18 protein-coding genes are annotated in these 15135 nt (G+C 57.3%); 11 read left to right on the top strand and 7 right to left on the bottom strand.

Going from position 1 to position 15135, the window contains the following annotated elements; all coding sequences use genetic code 11:
- Positions 1–75 precede the first annotated feature (75 nt).
- From ACR0DX_RS20860 to ACR0DX_RS20830, 7 genes are read left to right on the top strand one after another with little or no spacing between them, the layout of a single operon-like run.
- Complete coding sequence (locus ACR0DX_RS20860) at positions 76–780, top strand: response regulator transcription factor (RefSeq protein ID WP_170356719.1); 705 nt, start codon at positions 76–78, stop codon at positions 778–780.
- A 31-nt stretch (positions 781–811) separates the two neighbouring features.
- Positions 812–2530 (top strand): ATP-binding protein, encoded by a 1719-nt coding sequence (locus ACR0DX_RS20855; RefSeq protein WP_170356718.1) that lies wholly within the window; start codon positions 812–814, stop codon positions 2528–2530.
- Positions 2531–2533: 3 nt separating this feature from the next.
- Positions 2534–3004, top strand: coding sequence for a phosphoenolpyruvate carboxykinase (ATP) (locus ACR0DX_RS20850; protein ID WP_170356717.1), 471 nt, complete (start codon positions 2534–2536; stop codon positions 3002–3004).
- Positions 3001–3879, top strand: coding sequence for an RNase adapter RapZ (gene rapZ / locus ACR0DX_RS20845; protein ID WP_170356780.1), 879 nt, complete (start codon positions 3001–3003; stop codon positions 3877–3879). Before ACR0DX_RS20850 ends, rapZ begins: the two co-directional genes overlap by 4 nt.
- On the top strand, positions 3876–4283 hold the full coding sequence (locus ACR0DX_RS20840) for a PTS sugar transporter subunit IIA (RefSeq protein ID WP_170356716.1): 408 nt from the start codon (positions 3876–3878) through the stop codon (positions 4281–4283). The genes rapZ and ACR0DX_RS20840 overlap by 4 nt, the downstream gene beginning before the upstream one ends.
- A 2-nt stretch (positions 4284–4285) precedes the next feature.
- A complete protein-coding gene (locus ACR0DX_RS20835) occupies positions 4286–4555 on the top strand; it encodes an HPr family phosphocarrier protein (RefSeq protein ID WP_170356715.1) in 270 nt (89 codons plus the stop codon).
- 39 nt (positions 4556–4594) lie between these two features.
- Complete coding sequence (locus tag ACR0DX_RS20830) at positions 4595–5494, top strand: lysophospholipid acyltransferase family protein (RefSeq protein ID WP_170356714.1); 900 nt, start codon at positions 4595–4597, stop codon at positions 5492–5494.
- A gap of 51 nt (positions 5495–5545) precedes the next feature.
- Here ACR0DX_RS20830 and ACR0DX_RS20825 read toward each other — a convergent pair whose 3' ends face one another.
- Positions 5546–6421: a 3-hydroxybutyryl-CoA dehydrogenase gene (locus ACR0DX_RS20825; protein ID WP_170356713.1), complete on the bottom strand. Its 876-nt coding sequence runs from the start codon at positions 6419–6421 to the stop codon at positions 5546–5548.
- A gap of 162 nt (positions 6422–6583) precedes the next feature.
- Here ACR0DX_RS20825 and ACR0DX_RS20820 point away from each other — a divergent pair, with 162 nt between their 5' ends.
- Positions 6584–7405 carry a DUF6473 family protein gene (locus ACR0DX_RS20820; RefSeq protein WP_480847247.1) on the top strand — a complete coding sequence of 274 codons (822 nt, stop codon included), beginning with the start codon at positions 6584–6586 and terminating at the stop codon, positions 7403–7405.
- Positions 7406–7467: 62 nt separating this feature from the next.
- Here ACR0DX_RS20820 and ACR0DX_RS20815 read toward each other — a convergent pair whose 3' ends face one another.
- From ACR0DX_RS20815 to ACR0DX_RS20790, 6 genes are all read right to left on the bottom strand, one after another.
- Positions 7468–8397 (bottom strand): electron transfer flavoprotein subunit alpha/FixB family protein, encoded by a 930-nt coding sequence (locus ACR0DX_RS20815; RefSeq protein WP_170356712.1) that lies wholly within the window; start codon positions 8395–8397, stop codon positions 7468–7470.
- The gene (locus ACR0DX_RS20810) at positions 8397–9155 is read right to left on the bottom strand and encodes an electron transfer flavoprotein subunit beta/FixA family protein (RefSeq protein WP_170356711.1); all 759 of its coding nucleotides are present in this window, start codon (positions 9153–9155) and stop codon (positions 8397–8399) included. Before ACR0DX_RS20810 ends, ACR0DX_RS20815 begins: the two co-directional genes overlap by 1 nt.
- A gap of 172 nt (positions 9156–9327) precedes the next feature.
- Positions 9328–9900, bottom strand: a complete 573-nt coding sequence (locus ACR0DX_RS20805) for a cob(I)yrinic acid a,c-diamide adenosyltransferase (protein ID WP_170356710.1) — start codon at positions 9898–9900, stop codon at positions 9328–9330.
- A complete protein-coding gene (locus tag ACR0DX_RS20800; RefSeq protein WP_170356709.1) occupies positions 9901–10104 on the bottom strand; it encodes a twin transmembrane helix small protein in 204 nt (67 codons plus the stop codon). It abuts the gene before it with no gap.
- Between the two features lie 77 nt (positions 10105–10181).
- The gene (locus ACR0DX_RS20795; protein ID WP_170356708.1) at positions 10182–11009 is read right to left on the bottom strand and encodes an SDR family oxidoreductase; all 828 of its coding nucleotides are present in this window, start codon (positions 11007–11009) and stop codon (positions 10182–10184) included.
- A 69-nt stretch (positions 11010–11078) separates the two neighbouring features.
- Positions 11079–11690: an SH3 domain-containing protein gene (locus tag ACR0DX_RS20790; protein WP_480847243.1), complete on the bottom strand. Its 612-nt coding sequence runs from the start codon at positions 11688–11690 to the stop codon at positions 11079–11081.
- Between the two features lie 201 nt (positions 11691–11891).
- On the opposite strand from ACR0DX_RS20790, the gene parC reads away from it, so the two are divergent.
- From parC to ACR0DX_RS20775, 3 genes are all read left to right on the top strand, one after another.
- A complete protein-coding gene (gene parC / locus ACR0DX_RS20785; RefSeq protein WP_170356707.1) occupies positions 11892–14240 on the top strand; it encodes a DNA topoisomerase IV subunit A in 2349 nt (782 codons plus the stop codon).
- A gap of 97 nt (positions 14241–14337) precedes the next feature.
- The gene (locus tag ACR0DX_RS20780; protein ID WP_170356706.1) at positions 14338–14931 is read left to right on the top strand and encodes a hypothetical protein; all 594 of its coding nucleotides are present in this window, start codon (positions 14338–14340) and stop codon (positions 14929–14931) included.
- A gap of 113 nt (positions 14932–15044) precedes the next feature.
- Positions 15045–15135, top strand: a 91-nt coding sequence (locus ACR0DX_RS20775; RefSeq protein ID WP_215675807.1) for a GTP-binding protein, incomplete at its 3' end; no start/stop codon positions are given.

The following is a 15135-nucleotide window of genomic DNA, read 5'->3' as shown; positions in this document are numbered from 1 at the left end:
GGCCTTAAAAACGCCAGAAATGCCATACTAATAAGCGATAAATTGCATGAGTGAGCAGGAATAGGGGTTAACCCGATGTCAAAGATTGCATTGGTGGATGACGACAGAAACATTCTGACGTCCGTATCCATGACTCTCGAAGCCGAAGGTTTTGAGGTTGAAACATATAATGACGGGCAGGCCGCGCTAGACGCCTTCAACAAGAAACTGCCTGACATGGCTGTGCTGGATATCAAGATGCCGCGCATGGACGGCATGGATTTGTTGCAGCGCCTGCGGCAGAAGACCCAGATGCCAGTGATTTTCCTGACCTCGAAAGATGACGAGATTGACGAGGTTCTTGGCCTTCGCATGGGCGCGGATGACTATGTGAAAAAGCCTTTCTCGCAGCGTTTGCTGGTCGAGCGTATCCGGGCATTGCTGCGCCGACAGGAAGCCACTTCAGGTGACGCGACTGTCGCCAATACTGGCGACGCTAAGGTTATGGAACGCGGAGAACTGCGGATGGATCCTCTGCGCCATGCGGTCAGCTGGAAGGGAGAAGACGTGTCCCTGACAGTGACCGAGTTCTTGTTGCTGCAGGCGTTGGCACAGCGGCCAGGCTTTGTCAAAAGCCGCGATCAACTGATGGACGTGGCCTATGACGATCAGGTCTATGTGGACGATCGGACCATTGACAGCCACATCAAGCGTCTGCGCAAGAAAATGCGCGCCGCTGATTCAGAGTTTTCGGCCATCGAAACGCTCTATGGCATTGGTTACCGGTACAACGAAGAATAAGAACGCCAATCTGAAAGGGTAGTTGGGTCTCGTGCGCGATACGGAACAAGCCAGCGAATTCAAGGATGGCGATGTCGTTCTGGGGGATGATTGGGTCATTCCACAGGACGGAGAATCAGGCGAGCTGCGCGCATCGCGGCGTCGCCGAAATCTGTTTGCCTTGCGTGAGTCCCCGCTGGCGCGCAAAATCGTTACTATCAACTTGGTGGCCTTGGTTATTCTGGTAACTGGACTGTTGTACTTGGACGATTCTCGTGAGGAACAAGTTCAGCAGACTGCGCGAAATATCGTCGGAAACGCGCAACTGGTCAGCAACGTCTTTGAAACACGGTTGCGTCAAACCGGCGATCAACCGTCGCAAGATGCCAGTCAATTGGACGTTGAAGACACGTTGGCCGGTCTGAGCCTGCCGCCGGGTGGCGAAGTTTTTGTGTATGACATGTCCGGCACTCTTATCGGTTGGACGCGCGGTGAGGCTTCATCATCCACAATGGCCGTGCTGCTGCGAACTGATGCCGAGGTTCAGACAGGCAGCACGCTGATCAGCGACGCATTGAATGCGGTGTGGAACGGCCTGACCCGCGTTTTCACGAACTACGATCCCAGCACGGCACCCACTTTGGCGCAGCGGGTTCAGGCTATTGTCCCCTCGGCGCTTGATGGCGCAACACAGGTTCAGGCGGTAAAGGACGAACAACGCGAGACGGTCGTCGTTGCGGCTACGCCGATCCTGCAGGACGGAGTACCAGTCGGGGCTGTTGCGATAACGGGCCCCGCAGGCGAAATTGACGCTCTGGCGCGACGTGAGCAAGAGCGTATTTTACAGATGTTCGTGGTCGCCTTGCTTGTCTCCATCGGGTTAAGCCTTGTTTTGGCCTCGACCATTGCAAACCCATTGGCGGATTTGGCCTCTGCTGCAGAGACGGGCAGAGACCGTGGCACAGGTATGAACCCTGGCCGTATCCGTATCCCCGACCTCAGTGCGCGGCCGGATGAAATAGGGCGTCTTAGCCGGGCATTGCGAGGCATGGTGACGGCGCTTTACAACCGCATTGACGCAAATGAACAGTTCGCCGCCGATGTGTCACACGAGATCAAGAATCCTTTGGCCAGCCTGCAATCCGCAGTTGGCACCCTGCGTATGGTCAAACGCGAAGACCAGAGGGACAAACTGCTGGGTGTGATCGAGCACGATGTGCGGCGGTTGGATCGTCTGGTCAGCGATATCTCAAATGCATCGCGTCTTGATGCCGAACTGGTCAAGGAAGAAGAGCAGCCGTTCGATTTGCTCAAGCTACTGGGCAACATCGGCCAGTATTTGGGCGAGGACGCGCGCGAAAAAGGCATCGATTACATCACGGATATGCCGAGTCAACCGATCGTGATCCACGGTCTCGAAGCACGCCTTGCACAGGTCTTTGTCAACTTAATCACCAATGCGATTTCCTTCTGCGAGGACAGCGATGCGATACGTGTCTGGGTCCGCCAGCGCGAGAATCGGGTCTTGATTGTTGTTGAAGACACCGGTCCCGGCATCCCGGAACAGGCACTGACGAAGGTGTTCAAGCGCTTCTATTCCCAGCGCCCGGCCGAGCATTTCGGGAACAACTCGGGCCTTGGTTTGGCGATTTCCAAGCAGATTGTCGAAGCACATGGCGGCGTTATCTGGGCCGAAAACATTCGACCGACCGAAGCGGACATCACCTCGGATCCGCTGGGCGCCCGGTTTGTCGTCGGGTTGCCCGTGTAGGTCATGCCGGACACCACGCTGTCGGCCGTTGAAAATCTGGATTCTGCAGTTGTTCACGCCACCTGCGTTGCGGTCGACGGGCGCGGTATCTTGATCATTGGCGCGTCCGGTTCAGGGAAATCCGCGCTTGGGTTGCAGATGATGGCGGCGGGCGCCGGGTTGGTTGCAGACGACCGCGTCAGTCTACGCATGAAGAGCGAAGCTGTATTAGCGGATGCCGCCCCCAATATTAGCGGCATAATCGAGGCCCGTGGTATCGGCCTTCTGCAAGCTGTTCCGGTCGGGCCCGTCCCACTTTGTTATGTTGTTGATCTAGATACGCCCGAGCACGCGCGCCTGCCCGAACACGCAACTGTTCTCGCCCTGAGGCAAACTGTTCCCTTGCTACGGGCAGCGGCTGCCCCCAATTTGTCAGCAGCTCTTATGCAGCTTTTGAAAATGGGGCGAGTGGGTCCAGAATGGCCGAACGCATGACACAACAACGGATAGTTCTGGTGACCGGACCTTCTGGTGCGGGGAGATCCACCGCTATTCGGGTGCTCGAAGATTTGGGTTTTGAAGCCATAGACAATTTACCGATGGGCCTATTGCTTCGCTTGCTGGAAGGACCGGCGCGCGAGCGGCCCATGGCTTTGGGGCTGGATGCAAGAAATCGGGATTTCTCGACAATTGGTTTTATCGAACTAGCCGCGAAACTGCGCCGTATGGCTGATGTCGACCTGGCCACCTTATATCTCGATTGTAGCGATGAGGTCTTGCTACGTCGGTTCTCTGAAACGCGACGGCGCCATCCAGTCGCGGCGAATTCCAGCCCTGAAACCGGGGTGACGCAGGAAAAAGAGTTGCTGGCGCCGATCCGAGAGATTGCTGACACGCTAATTGATACCAGCCCGCTCAACGTGCACCAGTTGCGGCAAGAGGTCGAACGTTGGTTCGCGCCGCAGGGAGGCCGACATCTAGCTGTATCGGTCGAGTCGTTTTCGTATAAACGCGGGTTACCCCGTGGTCTGGACATGGTATTTGATTGCCGTTTCCTCGCTAACCCATACTGGCAGCCAGACCTGCGGGGTGAAGACGGTCGAAACCCGGACGTGGCGCGCTACGTTCAGTCAGACGGAAATTATGCGCCGTTTTTTGAACGCGTGGTCGATCTGCTTTTAATCCTGCTTCCGGCCTATCGTGCCGAAGGAAAAGCGCATCTGTCCGTCGCATTCGGGTGTACGGGCGGTCAGCACAGATCGGTCGCCACAGCGGAAGCGGTTGCAAAGGCTCTTGCGGAAGGGGGGCAGCAGGTGGCAATTAGGCATCGCGAAATGGAACGTCGATCGTTGAATGTGAGGCCGGATTGATCGGGATCGTACTCGTAGCACATGGTGGGTTGGCGCAGGAATATCTTGCGGCCATGCAGCATGTCGTGGGAAAGCAACCTGGCCTTGCTGCGATTTCGATCGAAGCGGACCATGACCGCGAGGCCAAGCAGGCAGAAATCTGTGCTGCCGCCGACAGCGTTGATGTTGGCGATGGCGTCGTTGTCGTGACAGATCTTTTCGGCGGCAGCCCGTCGAATCTCAGCTTGCGCGCCTGTGCACCTCATGACCGACGTATCCTTTACGGTGCAAATCTGCCTATGTTGATCAAACTGGCTAAATCCCGCCACTTGCCAATTGGCGACGCGGTGCGGCAGGCGATGGAAGCTGGGCGCAAGTATATCAATGCGCAAAACGTGACCTTTGACCAAGAGCGGACCGACTAAGAATGACCACCCGAAGCTTGAAAATAGTTAATGAAAAGGGCCTGCACGCGCGCGCCTCGGCTAAGTTGGTTGAAGTGGTCGAGGGGTTTGATGCACAGGCCGAAGTGTCAAAAGACGGGCTTTCAGCGTCAGGCGACAGTATTATGGGTCTTTTGATGTTGGCAGCGTCGCGCGGAACGACTATTGACGTCGAGACGTCCGGACCGGATGCTGAGGCGTTGGCCGACGCGTTGGAAACCCTCGTGAACGACAAGTTCGGGGAGGGGTTCTGAGCGCATCAGCCGCGATACCAATAACGGGAAGACCAGGAATTGGCGGAAACTACGCACGAGACCAAGACAGGCCCGGTTGTCGATGGGACCGAGGACCAGGGCGAAATCTACGACCGTAGAACCCTGACCTATGCGAACTCGTTTGACGACGCCTGGACCGCGACAGCCATTCGCGCCATCGAATGGTGCACTGGTAAGTTGACCATTTTGCGTATGGTCAACAAGTTTGAGAAGAAGAACGAATACTACCGGGGCCAGCGTTTCTGGGGTGGTGCGCTTGAGGTGATGGGAATCAATCTGACCACACCGCAGGAACAGATTGCCCGTATCCCCAAAACCGGACCTGTGGTCGTCGTTGCAAATCACCCTCACGGTATGGTCGATGGCATGATTCTGGCCGAGCTTATCGGTCAGGTGCGCAACGACTATCGCATTCTGACACGCTCGGTCCTGACTGGCCTAGATGAGGCCGCGACGTCGTTTATGATTCCAGTGCCTTTCCCGCATGACCCGGAAGCGCAGGCCAAAATGCTGGAAATGCGTGGTAAGGCGATGGATCACCTTAAAAACGGAGGCGTTTTAGCTCTGTTCCCGTCAGGTGTCGTTATGTCCTCGGATGATTGGTTCGGCCCTGCGATTGAACGCGAGTGGAACGTTTTCACTGCCAAGATGATCCGGAGATCCGGCGCGCAGGTGGTGCCGATTTTCTTCCCGGGCCGCAACTCTCGCGCCTATCAGATCGCGAACAAACTATCAGCCATTATGCGCCAGGGCCTTTTGCTGCACGAGATCGTCCGGTCTTGTAACAAGCCTCAGTCCCCAGTCATTGGTGAACCTATATCGGAAGATGACATGCAACTTCTGGAACGCGATCCACGCGGTTTCATGGCGTGGCTCCGAAAGCACACGTTGTCCTTGGGCGAGACACGCGGAACCTGATCCGCTTCTTCATCTGGCTAAAAATATCTCGGGCGAGGGGGCTGGCCCCCTTCACCGGGTCGGAACGGGGAACTCACCTCGATAGTCATAAAACCCGCGCTGGGATTTGCGACCAAGCCACCCTGCCTCGACATATTTCGTAAGCAATGGGCAAGGGCGATACTTGGTGTCCGCCAAACCATCATGCAGCACGTTCATGATAGCCAAACACGTGTCCAGCCCAATAAAGTCGGCCAGTTCCAAGGGCCCCATAGGATGGTTTGCTCCTAGTTTCATCGACTGGTCGATCGACTGCACATTCCCGACCCCTTCGTACAGCGTGTAAACCGCCTCGTTGATCATTGGCATGAGAATACGGTTCACGATAAAGGCCGGAAAGTCCTCGGCGCTGGCTGCAGTTTTCCCCAGCTTGTCGACGACGGCCTTACACGCGCTGAACGTTTCTTCATCTGTGGCGATGCCGCGAATCAGTTCGACCAGTTGCATAACGGGAACCGGGTTCATGAAATGAAAACCCATGAACCTTTCGGGGCGGTCCGTACGGCTGGCCAGACGCGTGATCGATATAGACGACGTATTCGATGTCAGAATCGTATGCGGCAGAAGATGAGGTTGCAGATCCTCAAAAATCGCCTGCTTAATCGCTTCGCGTTCGGTGGCCGCCTCGATCACCAGATCGGTCTTGCCCAGTTGCGGCAATTCCAGCGTGGTTGTGATGCGTTTCAAGGCGTTCTGTACCGCCTCATCCGTTATCTTTCCGCGTGATGCCTGGCGGGCCAAATTGCCTTCAATAATGGCCATCGCAGCGTTTAACGCATCCTGGCTGACATCGTTCAGAACAACATCATAATCCGCCAAGGCCAACACATGGGCGATACCGTTGCCCATCTGACCTGCGCCAATCACTCCGACTGATTTTACATCCATATTCAGGTGCCTCTGTCCCACGGGTTACGGCGACAGTATCGGCAGATGGGGGCGGGCGGCAAGAGGATGAGACCCATCGAATTTGCTTCAAATGCGCACATTAGTAATTTCTCAAGATATGCGGCTGCAAAGTGTCTCCCGGGTGAAAAATGGGTGAGTGTAATGAGCTATTACCAAACAGGCTCGGGGGTTCCCGAGGATGCCGTCTGCCAGTATTCGGGCTCGCGGCTTTGGTTTCGTGGTCCCGAGCGATCACTGGATACGCCATATATGGCTTGCATCGGTGGGACAGAGACGTTTGGCCGTTTCGTCGAAGCTCCGTTCGCGTCCGTTTTGGAAGACATGCTTGACAGGCGGTGTTTAAACCTTGGCAGCCTGTTCTGCGGTGTCGACGCGTTGTGTCGCGATTCCGGTCTTCAGTCGTTGATGGACAAGGCTGAACTGTGCGTGTTGCAAGCGCCGGACCTACTTGGACAATCGAATCGCTTCTATCGTGTCCATCCAAGGCGGAACGATCGATTTCTGGCCGCCACGGATGATCTGATCTCACTATACCCCGATGTCGATTTTGCCGACGTGAATTTCGTGCATCACCTGATGGCGCTGTTACGCGACCATCAGGACGCACGTTTCGAAGCCGTCGCAGATGAGCTACGGCGCAATTGGTTAAAGCAGATGCGGGCCCTGCTGGAAAAACTGGACGTGCCAGTGATTCTTCTGTGTTTGCAGGTTGTTGGTCAATCGGATGGCGGGGACCCTGCCGATGAAGCAGACGTGCCATTGTCTCTTGGAATGCTGGACGCGGTTAGACCTTTTTGCGCGGCAATCGTGCGTGAGACTGTCAGCGTTTCTGGGCAATCGGACGAGCTTGAAGACATGCTATTTGGAACTTTGCAGCAGCCGATGGCTGAGTACATGATAGGGCCCGCTGCGCACAGGACCATAGCCGAGGCACTGGCGGGCCCAATTCGAGATCTGCATTAAGAAAAAGGCCCGCCATTTTGGCGGGCCTGTCAGATTTTTCGTCGAAAAGCCTCGGCTTAAGATCAGCCGAGTTTTTCGGTCAATTCCGGTACGGCTTGGAACAGGTCGGCAACCAGACCGAAGTCAGCAACCTGGAAAATCGGTGCTTCTTCGTCTTTGTTGATTGCAACGATGACCTTCGAGTCCTTCATACCAGCAAGGTGCTGGATCGCGCCCGAGATGCCGACGGCAACATACAGATCAGGGGCAACAACCTTACCGGTCTGACCCACCTGCCAGTCGTTCGGAGCGTAGCCCGAGTCAACGGCGGCGCGCGACGCGCCAACGGCTGCGCCCAGCTTGTCTGCCAGAGTTTCGATAAGTTTGAAGTCCTCTTCCGAGCCGACGCCACGGCCACCCGAAACAACAACGCCTGCCGAGGTCAGTTCGGGGCGGTCGCTTTCGGCAACCTTGTCTTCAACCCAGGACGACAGACCGGGGTTGTCGCCGACCGAGATAGTCTCGATCGCAGCCGAACCGCCTTCGCCTGCCGCATCAAAGGACGCGGTACGGAAGGTGACGACTTTCTTGGCGTCGTTCGATTTTACGGTCTGGATCGCGTTGCCTGCGTAAATCGGACGCTCGAAGGTCGAACCGTCAACCACGCCGGATGCGTCCGAGATCACCATCGCGTCCAGCAGGGCTGCAACGCGGGGCATCACGTTCTTGGCGTCGGTGGTGGCCGGTGCGACGATGTGCTCATAGCCATCGGCTAGGCCCACGATCAGGGCTGCGGTCGATTCCGCCAGGCGGTGACCCAGCGATGCGTCTTCGGCAACCAGAACCTTGGAGACACCGTCGATCTTTGCGGCAGCCTCACCGGCAGCAGCGGCAGAACCACCTGCGGCCAGAACGGTCACGTCACCCAGCGCCTTCGCGGCGTTTACGGCTTTGGCGGTGGCGTCCAGCGCCAGTTCACCATTATTGACTTCGGCGAGAAGAAGAACAGCCATTACACAGCCCCCGCTTCTTTGAGTTTCGCAACCAGCTCGTCAACCGAGCCCACGACGATACCAGCGGCACGTGCCGGCGGCTCTTCGGTTTTGACGATTTCCAGACGAGGAGTGACGTCGACGCCGTAATCGGCAGCAGTTTTCTCGTCCAGCGGCTTTTTCTTCGCCTTCATGATGTTGGGCAGCGAAGCATAGCGCGGCTCGTTCAGGCGCAGGTCAACGGTCACGATGGTCGGCATCTTGACGCTGATGGTCTGCAGACCGCCGTCAACCTCGCGGGTGATCTTGGCGCTGTCGCCTTCGATATCCACCTCAGAGGCGAAGGTGCCTTGGCTCCAGCCCAACAGGGCCGACAACATCTGACCGGTGGCGTTCATGTCGTTGTCGATCGCCTGCTTGCCCGCCAGAACCAGACCCGGCTGCTCTTCCTCGACCACTTTGGCCAGGATCTTGGCAACGGCCAGCGGTTCGATATCGGTGTGCACGTCATCAGCCGCAACAACTAGAATTGCGCGGTCGGCACCCATGGCCAGAGCGGTGCGCAGGGTTTCCTGCGCCTGCTTGACGCCGATGGAAACAGCGACGACTTCATCCGCCTTGCCTGCTTCTTTCAGACGGATCGCCTCTTCGACGGCGATCTCGTCGAACGGGTTCATCGACATTTTGACATTGGCGAGATCAACACCGCTGCCGTCCGCTTTGACGCGAACTTTCACGTTATAGTCAATCACGCGTTTGACAGGCACGAGTACCTTCATTTTGCGCTTGCTCCTCACAAATAACGGTGAGCCGCGACGCGACTCCACCAATGCTCTCGGACGTCTGAATAACGTCTCAAGCCACACGACAACAGGGCAAAATCGTCATCTCGTGGGCTTGGGACGTCGCGTTTCATATTTTTTGACGCTACGGCGCGCTCAAGCTAACGCTTCAGCGGTTCGCGCCCGGAACCCACAGCACATCCGCCGAGCCGTTTTCGTTCGCACAGCGGGCGGCCACGAAAAACCAGTCGCTTAGGCGATTGAGGTATTTTACCGCCACTTCGTTGACAGGTTCCATATTGGTCAGCTCAACCGCCAAACGCTCGGCCCTGCGCGAGACAGTGCGGCACACATGCAAATGGGCCGCCAGGCGTGACCCACCGGGTAGGATGAAGCTGCGCAGCGGCGCCAGCGCTTCGTTCATGGCGTCGATCTCAGCCTCAAGCCTGTCGATCTGAGAGGGTACGATGCGCAGCGGCGTGTATTCAGCCTCGGCATCCTTATCCATGTCGGGGCGGCAGAAATCGGCACCCAGATCGAACAGGTCATTCTGGATGCGCGACAGCGCGGCTTCGACCTCACCATCAGCTTCGGTTCGGGCCACACCGACGAATGAATTCAGCTCATCCACCGTGCCATAGGCAGCAACTCGACCCGAATACTTGGCAACGCGTTCCCCATTGCCCAAGGCTGTTTTGCCGTCATCGCCGGTGCGCGTGTAGATTTTGTTGAGTACAACCATTTACTGACCTCCCTGTCCGCGAAGCCAGACGTAGAGCACGATCAGCACCACGGCAATGAATTGAAACAGGATGCGCAGCTGCATCATCTTGTTGCTTTTCAGCGCGGCACTTTTCCCTGCCTTGCCGAAGTTTGAAATGCCGATCACCAGCACGACGACCACCGCCGCCATCGCCAGCAATAATACGACCATCAATAGGTCCATGGGTACACCGTCCACGTTTTTTGCATTGGCTTACCATCTAGACCCATGGCGGAGAAAAGCGAACGGGTAATTTCGCCTCAGACGTCCGAGAGGATACGGTCAATCGTACGTGTCGGCAGAATGCGGCGCAGGTAACCTGCGATGTAAGTTGGAGTCGTAACGTAGTAGCGGGGGCGCGGCCGTTTTGCCTCGACCGCATGGGCCAGCTTGTCGGTCACGGCGGATGCGGGCAATTCGAACCGATCCGTGCCTGAGGATTCGTATAGCCTTTTCAACAGTGACGCCTGATACCGCTCGCGCAGGGCCGAGTTCTGCCAGTCGATGAAACGTTCGAAGAACGGGATCGAGTTCTCGCGGATTTTCGAGGTGATCGGGCCTGGTTCGATCAGGCTGACCTTGATTTCGGTATCCGCCAGTTCCAACCGCAATGTGTCGGTCAGGCCCTCGATCGCATATTTTGTGGCCACATAAGCTCCGCGCCAGGGAAAGGCGACCAGTCCCAGAACCGAGGAGTTCTGCACGATTCGCCCGTGGCCTTGCGCTCGCATCACCGGGATGACCTGACGGGTCAGTTCGTGCCAGCCAAAGAAATTAGCCTCGAAGATCGCGCGCAACCCGTCGGTGGGCAGATCTTCGACTGCGCCGGGTAAACCGTGTGCGCCGTTATTGAACAGTGCGTCCAACGTGCCTCCGGTGGCCTCAAGCACTTCGGCCAGACCAGCGGTGATGCTGTCGGTATCGGTATAGTCGATGCGGGGGCTTTCAAAGCCTTGCGCGCGTAGCCTGTCACAGTCCCGCTGTTGTCGGCACGATGCAAAGACGCGCCACCCGCGAGCGCGCATGCCATGCGCTGCGTCCAGCCCGATTCCGGACGAACAGCCGGTTATTAGAATCGATTTCTGCATAGTGTCCCCGATACCAAGCCTTTCCCCTAGCTAGGGCGTGATACCGGGTGGGACAATCGTTGCACTGCGTCAGTTTACGGGTTTTTCGACCAGAGATGCCGATATCCATCCGACCTGTTGCTGCGGCAACACGCGCAGGCGAAGCCAACCTGTGCCCGAGTCGCTCAGGATTTCGACTTTCTGGCCAATGCCGACCTTTGCGATGATTGGATAGATCGTGCCGGGACCGTCGCGGAGATTGACCCGTGTTCCAGAAATCTCGCGAATGTCCTTCTCGGGCTCAGTGGGGACAATCGGTTCCGCGATCTGTTCGGGCGCTTCTGGTTCGATCTGCTGCAGGCCGCTCACTCCATCTTCAAGCGATGCGAGCGTAAAATTGGAAGTTTGATCATCAAAAACCGACATTTCCCTGAGCGCTTCAACGCTTGCGGTTTCAGTCACAAATTCAACAACGGCCGGTTGAGGCTCGATCGGTTTGGCCCGGACGGCTGGGGTGCGGCTGGCGACATTGGTCACAAGATTTTGGGCAGGCGTAGGTGCGATCTGCACTGGCTTGGATTGGGCGGCGACACGCACAGGCTGTTCAGCACGCAGGCCGCGCGGTTCAAAGTCTGGCCCACCGCTCATGACGTAAAAACACCAGCCAAGTGCAGCGAAACTAACAACGATAAGGCGCGTCATGGCGCTTCCCCCGGGTAATCGTAAAAGATGAAATAGGCAGCAGTCTAATGACAGAGAGCTTACCATATCTGAGGTCTCGAGTCGAAAGATCGGGGGAAATCCGTCGGTTGCCTCCCCCTGTTGCAAAAAGCGCCACTTGTCCCCAGCAAAATGCTTGCCGGTTGCTTTACCGCGGCGCGCTTGCGTCGTATCACATCATATATGAACGACACGATCGACGACCCCAACATGGAGGCCCCCGAAGGTGGGGGCGAGGTAGCCGAACCGCTGCGCCGCGCGATTGGCGAACGCTATCTGACCTATGCTTTGTCCACCATCATGCACCGGGCGCTGCCCGATGCGCGCGATGGTCTGAAGCCGGTTCACCGGCGAATCCTCTATGCAATGCGCGAGCTGCGACTCAGCGCGACAGGGGGATTCCGTAAGTCCGCCAAGATCTCGGGCGACGTGATGGGTAACTATCACCCCCACGGTGATGCCGCGATCTACGATGCGATGGCGCGTTTGGCGCAGGACTTTAACGTGCGTTATCCGCTGGTCGACGGGCAGGGGAATTTCGGCAATATCGACGGCGATAACCCGGCGGCCTCGCGATACACTGAGGCGCGGATGACCATCGTGGCCGAAGCGCTGCTGGAAGGTCTAAACGAAGACGCTGTTGATTTCCGCGACAACTATGACGGGACGCTGACCGAGCCGGTCGTGCTGCCCGCACAGTTCCCGAACCTGCTGGCAAACGGGGCCAGTGGTATCGCGGTGGGCATGGCGACGAATATCCCGCCGCATAATATCTCGGAGCTTTGTGACGCCTGTCTGCATCTGATCAAGACGCCGGACGCGCGGGATGACACGCTGCTGAACTATGTCCCCGGCCCGGACTTTCCGACTGGTGGCGTGATTGTCGAGCCGCCCGAGAATATCGCGCAGGCTTATCGCACCGGGCGTGGATCGTTCCGCCTGCGCTGTAAGTATGAGGTCGAGGATCTCGGGCGTGGCCAGTGGCAGATCGTTGTCACCGAGATCCCGTATCAGGTTCAGAAATCCAAGCTGATCGAAAAGATCGCGGAACTGATCCAGACCAAGAAAATCCCCATCCTCGGCGATGTCCGCGATGAATCCGCTGATGACATCCGCCTGATCCTCGAGCCACGGTCCAAGAACGTGGACCCCGAAGTGCTGATGGGGATGCTCTACCGCAACTCGGACCTTGAGGTGCGTTTCAGCCTGAACATGAACGTGCTGATCGACGGGGTGACGCCCAAGGTCTGTTCGATGAAGGAAGTGCTGCGCGCCTTCCTTGACCACCGGCAAGAGGTGTTGTTGCGTCGTTCGCGTCACCGCATGGCTAAGATCGACCACCGGTTAGAAGTGTTGGAGGGCTTTATCGTTGCCTTCCTGAACCTCGACCGTGTGATTGACATCATCCGTTATGACGATGATCCCAAAGCTGCTTTGATGCGCGAAGATTGGGGCATCGACCACGTTCGTGCGACGGACGAATCCGACTATGTCTCGCCCAAACCAGGCGAGGGCGAACTGTCCGAGGTTCAGGTCGACGCCATCCTCAACATGCGCTTGCGCAGCCTGCGCCGTCTGGAAGAGATGGAGCTGGTCCGCGAGCGTGACGCGTTGATGGAAGAGCGCGCCAATCTCGAAGACCTGCTGGCTGATCCCGCACTGCAATGGGCCAAGATCGCCGAGCAGTTGAAAGAGACCAAAAAGACCTTTGGTAAAGACTACGAAGGCGGCGCACGCCGTACCCAATTCGCCGAGGCTGGACAGGTCGAGGAAGTGCCGCTTGAGGCGATGATCGACAAGGAGCCGATCACGGTCGTCTGTTCGCAGATGGGCTGGATTCGCGCCATGACCGGCCACATCGACCTCAAGCGCGAGCTGAAGTTCAAGGATGGCGACGGCCCGCGTTTCATTTTCCATGCCGAGACCACCGACCGCCTGCTGGTCTTTGCCTCAAATGGCCGGTTCTATACGGTCAGCGCCGCCAACCTGCCCGGCGGGCGGGGCATGGGCGAGCCGCTGCGCCTGATGGTCGACCTGCCGAACGAGGCGCAGATCATCGACATCCTGATCCACAAGCCGGGGCGCAAGCTGTTGGTAGCGTCGGATGCGGGCAACGGGTTCATGGTGCCCGAGGATGATGTGCTGGCGCAGACCCGCAACGGCAAGCAGGTGCTGAACGTCAAAGGTGATGAAACGGCGGTGATCTGCAAACCGGTCGCGGGCGACCACGTAGCGGTGGTGTCTCAGAACGGTAAGTTCCTGGTCTTCCCGACCGAAGAATTGCCCGAGATGACCCGCGGCAAGGGTGTACGTTTGCAGAAATACAACATGGCCCGCGGGCGTCAGGGCACGCTGGAACTGGATGGCGGTCTGTCCGACATCACCACTTTCAACTGGGAGGACGGCCTGAAATGGTCCATGGGTGGCGACAAGACCCGGCACGAGGCGGATATGTCTCAATGGCTGGCCAAACGCGCCAGCGTCGGGAAAAAGCCGCCTTACGGCTTCCCGAGGGACTATAAATTCTCTTGATTTTGCGACCGCTTGCGGGGAATTCCGCCGATACGGCTTGGCACAGTCCGTATCGGTGCGCTAAATCAAAGAAAACAGGCCTATCGAGACGAGAGACATGTTGCGCATTTTGACCTTGATCACCGGACTGGCCCTGTTGGGCGCGTGTACGCAGACGCAAGTGTACGAAGAGCCCGAGTCGCTCGGCGAATTCAAACTGCGCGTCAACTATGCCTTTGCCGAAAAGGCGGTTCAGGGACCGGTCTCACGCGACGCTACGCCGGACGAGTGGACGGCCGCGATCCAGAATGCGGTGGATATCCGCCTTGGCCGATACGAAGGCGCGCAGGATTATGATATCGGCATCAGCCTAGAGGGATATATGCTGGCACCTCCGGGCATTCCGGTGATCTACAACCCACGCAGCACCGCGATTGTGCTGGTGAATGTCTATGATGTGAACAAGAAAGAATTTCTGGCCAAGGGCAAACAATTTCAGGTTCTGGAAGACACCACTGGCGGTAGCGCGTTAAAGGGCTCCGGCCATGAGCGTACCAAAGAAGAGCAGATGAGCGGTCTGGCCTTGAAGGTTGCGGACCGAGTCGAGGAATGGCTGGCCGAAGAACATCAACAGAACGGTTGGTTCAAAAGTCGCCCCGATCTGATCCAGCCGCTGGATTCCGGCGAGCTCACGCAAAATCCAGCGTCGTAAACGGCTTTTCCCTCAGGATGTGCTTGATTTTCCCCTGCAAACCAAATATCTCGCGCGCGCAGATGTAACCACGGGACCAAGGGTCCCCCAAATCGCAAAAGGGCGCCTGAGGAATGGCAAAGGAAAAGTTTGAGCGTACAAAACCGCACGTCAACATCGGCACGATTGGCCACGTTGACCATGGTAAAACCACGCTGACCGCAG

It is taken from the genome of Ruegeria sp. D3, from assembly GCF_056534465.1.
The sequence above is the reverse complement of the archived record's forward strand: the minus strand, read 5'-3'. Positions and strand labels throughout refer to the sequence as shown.